The following is an 8,269-nucleotide window of genomic DNA, read 5'->3' as shown; positions in this document are numbered from 1 at the left end:
TTTGGACATTATCATTTATGTTCGACACAAAGTTCTAGAACTTTAGAATAAAAGCTTGACTTATTTTGAAATGTTGCTAATATAACCTTTAACTTAACTATGAACAGAAGAGTAGATTTATCACAACAGCAAAGCGAGTTACGGATAGTGTGAGCGTAGCCTAGTTGATAATCGAACCACACCTGGGAGTTGAATTTCTGAAAGAAGTAAGAAGTTCCGGTAATGCCGTTATCATTTAAGTTATTTATAACTTACTGAGGTATTGCTATGTGAATAGCGTACGAACCAGAGGTGGAACCACGATGAATCGTCCTCTTAGACTTTTATTAGTCTAAGAGGATTTTTTTGTACATAGAGAATGGAGGAAATGATATGGATATAATTAACTATGCTCTTCAGATTTTACCGTCCTTAATGCAAGGGGCTTTAATGACACTGCAAATCTTTTGTTGGACAATCATTGGCTCACTTATTTTAGGGGCTATTCTAGCTCTTGGATTAGTATCCAGGTTTGGATTTTTAAAGAAGATAATTAGTGGATATGTTTGGCTAATGCGTGGGACACCACTACTTCTTCAATTAATTTTTGTTTTTTATGGGCTACCAACAATCCATATTATTTTTCCTCGGTATGAAGCGGCACTATTCGCATTTATTCTCAATTATGCAGCATACTTTGCAGAAATCTTTCGTGGTGGTTTGCAAGCAGTTGATCAAGGACAGTATGAAGCAGGACGAGTGCTTCAGATGAGTTACTGGCAAATTACTAAATCAGTGGTAATGCCACAGGTTGCAAAGATTGTTTTACCATCACTGGGAAATGAAGTTATTAATTTAGTTAAAGATTCATCACTGGTTTACGTTATTGGTTTAGGCGATCTACTTCGAGCAGGAAATGTTGCTGCTGCTCGTGATGTCAGTCTGGTTCCGTTTATCTTAGTTGGAATTATTTATTTATTATTAACGGCTATATGTACTTATTTCTTACGTCGCGTCGAAAAACACTATTCATATTTTAGATAGAGGAGGACCTGCCAATGCTTGAATTACAAAATATTTCCAAAAAATTTGGTAATAAAACGGTTATTGATCAACTGAGTTTAAAGATTCCAGACGATTCAATTTTAACGATTGTTGGTCCTTCTGGTGCGGGAAAGACAACCCTATTGCGTTGTATCATCGGGTTAGACAAAGTCGATGGTGGTAAGTTTCTACTAGATGGACAACCCTTTGATCCATATGTAAGTCGTAATAGTGATGGAATTATCGGAGCTGTTTTCCAGGACTTTCAATTATTTCCTAATTTATCGGTTGAAGAAAATATCACACTTGCTCCAATGCAAGTTCTTAAAAAGTCAGTCGATGAAGCAAAACAAGATGCTAAAAGAATTATGGAACAACTTCACCTTCTGGATTATCAGGATCAATATCCTTATCAATTATCTGGAGGTCAAAAGCAGCGTGTAGCGATTGCGAGGGCACTTGCAATGCGACCACAGATTCTCTGCTATGATGAACCCACATCAGCTTTGGATCCAGAATTAAAAAATGAAGTTAAGAAAATTATTCTTGATCTAAAAAAGACTAAAATTACACAGATTGTCATTACTCATGACATCGACTTTGCTAACGAAATTACGGATCAGACATTAACAGTAAAGCCGGTGAAGTAAATGAAAATAAAATCTAAATATTCGGTTTATGGATTATTACTAATTGCAATCTTATTGATTACAACAGGATGTGCTCGAGTAGGAGCTAAACAAACTAACCAGGATAGCTGGAATCGAATTAGCAAATCAAAGCACGTTGTAATTGGAATTGATGATAGTTTTGTACCGATGGACTTTCGTGAAAAGAATGGGACATTAGTTGGCTATGATGTCGATTTAGCACGAGCAGTGTTTAAACAGGCTGGTGTTAAAGTTGATTTTCAAACAATTGATTGGTCGATGAATGCAACTGAATTACGTAATCAAACGATTGATTTGATTTGGAATGGTTTTACAATTACTCCTGAGCGTAAAGAAACGATGCTGTTCAGTCAACCATATTTAAAAAACGAACAAATTTTGGTTACTAAGACCAAGAGTAATATTAAATCCACAAAGGATATGTCAGGTAAAACACTCGGTGCTCAAAGTGGGTCATCAGGCTCACAGGATATTGCTCGTTTCCCCAATGTCTTACAAAATCGAATCAAAGGTAAATCACCAATTTTGTATGATTCTTTCAATAATGCTTTTATTGATTTAAATGCTAATCGAATTCAAGGATTGTTGATTGACAGTGTTTATGCCAAATACTATATTTCACATCAAAAGAATCCATCTGATTATCGTATTATTCAAAGTGGATTGCCAGATGAAGAATTTGCTATTGGAATGCGTAAACGGGATCGGAAATTAAACGATTATATAAACAGTCAATTAGATAGATTACAAAAGAATGGAACAATTACTAAACTTAATCAAAAGTGGTTTGGTGACCGTTAAAAATAAGGGCTTGGACAAACGTTGTTAGTTTGTTCCTAAGTCCTTTTTTGATACACTTTTAAGTAAAGGAGGCGATGAGATGATTTGGATTGAGATTGGACTTTATCTTTTAAATGCTTTGATTGCAATTACGATTGCATTATTTGAAAGAAGAGATATTGCTGCGGCCTGGGCTTGGATGCTGGTTATGTTTTTACTACCGGGAGTCGGATTGTTAGCTTATATGTTTTTGGGTCGTAAATTATCATCTAATCAAATTTTTGATATTAGGGCGCAACAAAATCTTGGCGTGAGTGAAATGGCGCGCTACCAAAAAGAATCTAGTGCCAATCATATTCAACTCGAATCGCCGATGGAAACAGAACTAGTTAACTTATTCTTGAATACAGATGACGCCATTCTGACACATCAAAATGAAGTTATGCTGTTAAATGATGGTAAACGAAAATTTAAGCAACTATTTCGTGATTTAAAGCATGCTAGATACAACATTAATATTGAGTATTTTACGATTTATAATGATGATTTAGGACAACAGTTACGTGACATCTTAGTTCAAAAAGCTAAGGCTGGTGTACGAATAAAGGTTATGTATGACTTGTTTGGTTCTAAAGGGAGTAAGACGGCTATGTTTAAAGAGTTGATTGAAAATGGTGGTGAGGTTATCCCATTCATGCGTCCTCGTTTTAGTTATTTAAACTTCCGCATTAATTTTAGAAATCACCGTAAAATAGTTGTGATTGATGGCTCCATTGGCTATATTGGTGGATTCAATGTCGGCGACCAGTACGTGGGACAAAATAGTCGTTTTGGCTATTGGCGTGATACTCATTTAAGAATTACAGGATCTGCAGTATTACAGTTACAAAGTCGTTTCTTTATGGATTGGAATGCCTCGAATAAGAAAAACACCGAACGGATCGATATTAGTTATTTTCCGCAGAATGAGGTACATGGTAATGTGCCAATTCAGATTGTTAGTAGTGGACCAGAGAGTGAAATTCAGAAAATCAAACAGGGATATATTAAGATGATTGCGGCAGCACAATCGTCAATCAAAATTGAAACGCCATACTTTATTCCGGACGATGCACTGATGGAAATATTATTAATTGCGATTAAAACAGGAGTTCACGTTACACTGGTGATCCCTAATCAGCCGGATCATTTCTTTGTATATCGTGCAACAGAGTATTATGCACAACAATTAGTTGCTGCAGGTGCCAATGTATACATGTATCAAAAGGGGTTTATGCACGTTAAAACAATTATTGTGGATGAAAAAGTTGTCAGTGTAGGTTCAGCTAATTTAGATATTCGTTCCTTTAAACTTAACTTTGAGGCGAATGCGTTTATCTATAATCAGCAAATTGCACAACAAGTTGGACAAGATATTAAGCAGGATATTAACGACTCTGAATTATTAACTGAACACTATTTCAAAAATCAATCAAACTGGACTAAAATTAAACAACAATTTAGTCGGTTACTTTCACCAATTTTGTAATCAAAGATTGAATTATCTAGTGGTTTTGATATGATTAGTCGCATGAATTATTTGATGGAGGAACCACATTGCAAAAAGAAATTATGGCTGGTGTTAATTTAAATCTTCAAACTACCCAGCAATTTAAAACAAATCGAATCGAAGTTCATTTTTTAAGTAAAGCATCAGTTGCCGAAATGGCAAAAAGAACTTTATTAACTAATATATTGGAAACTAGTTCGCATAAGTTTAATACCCAAACTAAAGTTACCCACGAACTCTCTCGGATGTATGGTGCTAGTTTTTCTACAAGTGTTGCCAAGAAAGGGATACTGCACGATATTTCATTTTCAATAGTGGTGGTTAATGAAAAGTTTATTAATCAAAAAGTCGATTTGATACAACAGGCATTTCAATTTTTAAACGAAATTATTAATTATCCGTTAGCTAGTGGAAATGAGTTTGATCAAGAGATTTTTTCACGCCAGAAAGCTAACCTGATTGACTATATTCGTTCAGCAGCTGACGATAAGCAATACTGGGCCATGCAACAATTGCGCCAGTTAACTTATGGGCAGGATAGTATTCAGGCCACTCCAAGTTACGGTAAGATTAGTGATATTGAGGCAATCGGTAATTCCGATTTATTTGAATATTACCGTGGCCTTTTAAGTAGCGACCAAATTCAAATTACAGTTGTTGGGGATACCGATGAAGAAACTGTCACAGAAGCTGTTAAAATATTTGATTTTAAATCTCGCAATTTTGAATTGGAATCAGTTTTTTCCAAATTAGAACCTGTTTCTGAAGTTTCAATTGGCGAAGTTCATGACAATGTTAATCAAGCTAAACTAGATTTTGCTTATGATTTCCCAGTTTACGTCCGTGATCAACATTATTTTGCAGCGATTGTCTTTAACGCTTTATTTGGTGGAACGCCACAGTCAAAACTATTTTTAAAAGTCCGAGAAGAGGCTAGTTTAGCTTACTATGCTAGTTCAACATTAGACTTATATAACGGTATTATGATGGTACAAACCGGTATCGATGGAGCTAATTGGCATAAAGTTGAAGATATTATCGCCCTTCAGTTGGTTGCACTTCAAAATGGAGACCTTAAATCTGAGGAGTTAGACAACGTTAAGAAAGGTTTGCAATCTGAATACCTAGCCAGCTTAGATAGTCCTAGAAGCTATTGTCGAAAGGTATTAAGCGATTGGGCACTGAATAGTACTATGACAGATGAAATGTGGTTAAGTGGGATTAAAGCTGTGACAATTGACGATGTTAAAGAAATTGCTTCACTTGTTAACTTGCGAAGTGAGTTTATATTGGATGGTAATTTAGATGAAGACTAAAGCTTATAAAAATTATGATGAAGAACTATTTACTGAAGTTTTAGATAACGGGCTAACTGTTAATTTGTTACCTAAGGCAGGATATCACAAAACATATGCGGTATTTACAACAAACTTTGGGTCACTTGATAATCAAATTAAGGTTGACGGTCAAACAGTCACTATTCCGGCCGGAACTGCACATTTTTTAGAGCATAAAATGTTTGAAAAAGAAGATTATGATGCTTTTGACTTATTTAGTAAGAACGGTGCTGATGCAAATGCTTTTACTAGTTATTCGAGAACTAGTTATCTTTTTTCTACAACGGTCAATTTAAAAGAAAACTTGAATAATTTATTAGACTTCGTGCAACGTCCTTATTTTTCTGCAAAGTCGGTTGCTAAAGAACAGGGGATCATTGGTCAAGAAATCAAAATGTACAATGATGATCCGGACTGGCAATCTTATATGGGTATTTTAAAAAATCTTTTTCCTAATCATGCCATGAGTCAAGATATTGCTGGATCAGTTGATAGTATTAGTGAAATCACTCCGGAAGTACTTTATCAGATTCACGAACTAGCTTATCGTCCTTCCAACATGAATTTATTTGTAGTGGGTGGTTTTGATGTTCAAGAGGTTTTGGATTGGCTCAAGGATAACCAAAATAAGAAACACTTTGAAAAAAAAGTGGTTGAACTTTCAAATAATCAAAATGACAATTTACAATCCGATGGAGCGGATATAATTCGTGAAGCCCTGCAAGTAGGAATGGTACAACGTCCTAAAGTAATGATTGGATTGCGTGGATTAAAGCCGCTACCAGCTAAGGGGATTGCTAGATTAAAATATATTATGGAACTGGATTTAGCATTATACCTACTTCTTAGTTCGTCCTCGCAAAGTTATTTGGAGCTCTATGATAAGGGAATCTTAGATGATACTTTTGGATATGAATTGAATGCTGAGCGGGATATTTATTACTTAACCATTTCTGGGGATACTAATAATCCTGACGACTTCAAACAAAAAATTGAACAGGTTCTAAAAAATGGTGTTGATCAATTGAAAGACCAAGCGCCAGAATTTGAATTAGCGCAAAAGGAAATGATTGGTCGTTCAATCACCAAGATGAATTCTATTGAGGCAATTGCGAACTCATTTGAAGGAGAATGGTACGGAAATAGTACAGTTTTCGATGAAGCGGATTTATACCAAACAATTAAGTTTGAAGATGTTCAAAAAGCCTTTGCGGACTTTATCAGTGGAAATGTGATTAGTACATTCCAAACAAATAGCAGAGGTGACCAAAAATGAAATTTGCTCTAGTTTGTGGTGCAAGTGGAGATATTGGTTCACAGATTGTTACTGACTTAGCAGAAGCAGGCTGGTCATTATATTTACAATATAATCAAAACGAAAGTGTCATAGAACATTTAGTTGCACAACTTACTGATGCTTTTCCAAAACAAGAGTTCTTTATGATTCAGGCTGATTTCCATGATGCTATGTCCATCAGCAAAATTGAATCTAGCATTTTTGCTTTAGATGCTGTGATTTTTGCACAGGGTAGTACGCAGTATAAGCTGTTCTCTGAATTGAAAGATGATGAATTAGAAAATCTTTGGCTAGAACATGTTAAAGTACCTTTGTTATTGTCACGTGATTTAACACCTAAATTAGCGATGAAAGATTCGGGACGAATCATATTTGTCGGATCTGTTTATGGTGCAGTAGGAAGCCCGATGGAGGTTGCTTATAGCATGCTCAAAGGTGCTTTGAGTTCTTTTGCGAATGCTTATGCTAAAGAAGTTGCGACAGAGGGCATTACAGTTAATGTTATTGCTCCGGGTGCTGTTAAGACACAGATGAATGACGGTTGGAGTTCTGAAAGCATTAAAAGAGTAAACGACGAGATCCCGGTTAACCGTTGGGCAACACCACGTGATATTAGTTTTATGGTTGGAAACTTGTTGGATTCGCGTGCTGATTATGTGACTGGTCAAACCATCTATGTTGACGGTGGATGGTTAAAATAACCTTCATTCAATGGTATACTTTTAAGAGAGAAAACCGAGGATAACCTAGATATGAGTAGAAATAAGTATGCGGAAATAGGAAAACAACTTCAAGATGCCCGCCAAAAGAAAGGTTGGACGGTTGAAGATGTTCATTTAAAAACCCAAATCTCTAAAAGATACATAATGGCCCTAGAGGCCGGTGCTGAAGATGATTTGCCGGGTGAATATTACGTACAATCAATTATCAGCCAATATGCTGCACTTGTAGGGATGGATCCGAAACGATTTAATAAGGATAAGGAACCCAAAAGTGTTGCGGAATGGCGTGAAGAACATCGCCCGGTTGCTAATCGTATTGAACGGGATGAAGTTCGGCAACGACCATCAGTTTTAATGGGATTGATTAGACAGGTGCCATGGCTAATGGCGATGGCCTTAGTTTTAGTGATTTGGTTATTAGTTTGGGGACTGACGTCAGGTATGTCAGGAAATGCCCAGATTAAGGCAGATCCCAAAACGGTTGTGGTTGACCACACTGCAAAAAAGAATGTTAAATCTGTGAACGGTAAAACGGTCAAGCCAGTGGATACATCTGATCAGACAGATGTTAGCGAAAATGGTGGTAATGTTGATGACTTGCAGGTTAAACTTGGTTCTAAAGTTAAAACAGCTAGCTTGAAAGTTAACACGACGGATGCTAATTCGTGGATTATGTTGATTGATACCAAAAAGATTGATGCTCCAGTTTGGCAGGGTAGTGTACCAGCTAAGTCTAGTAAATCGTTTGATTTAGAAAAAGGGCACAGTTATACTTTGCAAGTGGGAAATGTTAAGGTTACGGAACTAACTATTAACAATAAGAGTGTTCCCAATAATCCAAAAGATAATCAAATTAGAAATATTAAATTACAGGTAAAATAAGGAGATCA

The 8,269-nt window shown here is 36.1% G+C and carries 8 protein-coding genes and 1 other annotated feature; all 8 genes read left to right on the top strand.

Features of this window, described 5'->3' with window-relative positions; genetic code table 11:
• Positions 1 to 90 precede the first annotated feature (90 nt).
• Positions 91 to 318, top strand: a binding site (T-box leader).
• A gap of 54 nt (positions 319 to 372) precedes the next feature.
• The 8 genes from IV88_RS04500 to IV88_RS04465 all read left to right on the top strand — a co-directional run bounded on the left by IV88_RS04500 (position 373) and on the right by IV88_RS04465 (position 8,261).
• Positions 373 to 1,023: an amino acid ABC transporter permease gene (locus IV88_RS04500; RefSeq protein ID WP_057799211.1), complete on the top strand. Its 651-nt coding sequence runs from the start codon at positions 373 to 375 to the stop codon at positions 1,021 to 1,023.
• A 14-nt stretch (positions 1,024 to 1,037) separates the two neighbouring features.
• Positions 1,038 to 1,673: an amino acid ABC transporter ATP-binding protein gene (locus IV88_RS04495; protein WP_057799209.1), complete on the top strand. Its 636-nt coding sequence runs from the start codon at positions 1,038 to 1,040 to the stop codon at positions 1,671 to 1,673.
• Positions 1,674 to 2,495: an amino acid ABC transporter substrate-binding protein gene (locus IV88_RS04490; protein WP_057799208.1), complete on the top strand. Its 822-nt coding sequence runs from the start codon at positions 1,674 to 1,676 to the stop codon at positions 2,493 to 2,495.
• 79 nt (positions 2,496 to 2,574) lie between these two features.
• A complete protein-coding gene (gene cls, locus IV88_RS04485) occupies positions 2,575 to 4,002 on the top strand; it encodes a cardiolipin synthase (protein WP_057799206.1) in 1,428 nt (475 codons plus the stop codon).
• Between the two features lie 68 nt (positions 4,003 to 4,070).
• Positions 4,071 to 5,339 carry an EF-P 5-aminopentanol modification-associated protein YfmF gene (yfmF, locus tag IV88_RS04480; RefSeq protein ID WP_057799204.1) on the top strand — a complete coding sequence of 423 codons (1,269 nt, stop codon included), beginning with the start codon at positions 4,071 to 4,073 and terminating at the stop codon, positions 5,337 to 5,339.
• A complete protein-coding gene (gene yfmH, locus IV88_RS04475; RefSeq protein WP_057799201.1) occupies positions 5,329 to 6,636 on the top strand; it encodes an EF-P 5-aminopentanol modification-associated protein YfmH in 1,308 nt (435 codons plus the stop codon). Before yfmF ends, yfmH begins: the two co-directional genes overlap by 11 nt.
• Positions 6,633 to 7,358, top strand: a complete 726-nt coding sequence (gene ymfI, locus IV88_RS04470) for an elongation factor P 5-aminopentanone reductase (RefSeq protein WP_057799199.1) — start codon at positions 6,633 to 6,635, stop codon at positions 7,356 to 7,358. Before yfmH ends, ymfI begins: the two co-directional genes overlap by 4 nt.
• Before the next feature lie 51 nt (positions 7,359 to 7,409).
• Positions 7,410 to 8,261 (top strand): helix-turn-helix domain-containing protein, encoded by an 852-nt coding sequence (locus IV88_RS04465; protein ID WP_057799197.1) that lies wholly within the window; start codon positions 7,410 to 7,412, stop codon positions 8,259 to 8,261.
• The last annotated feature ends 8 nt before the right edge of the window (positions 8,262 to 8,269 follow it).

Source organism: Pediococcus argentinicus (genome assembly GCF_001437605.1).
In the GTDB taxonomy this organism is placed as follows: domain Bacteria; phylum Bacillota; class Bacilli; order Lactobacillales; family Lactobacillaceae; genus Pediococcus; species Pediococcus argentinicus.
The sequence above is the reverse complement of the archived record's forward strand: the minus strand, read 5'-3'. Positions and strand labels throughout refer to the sequence as shown.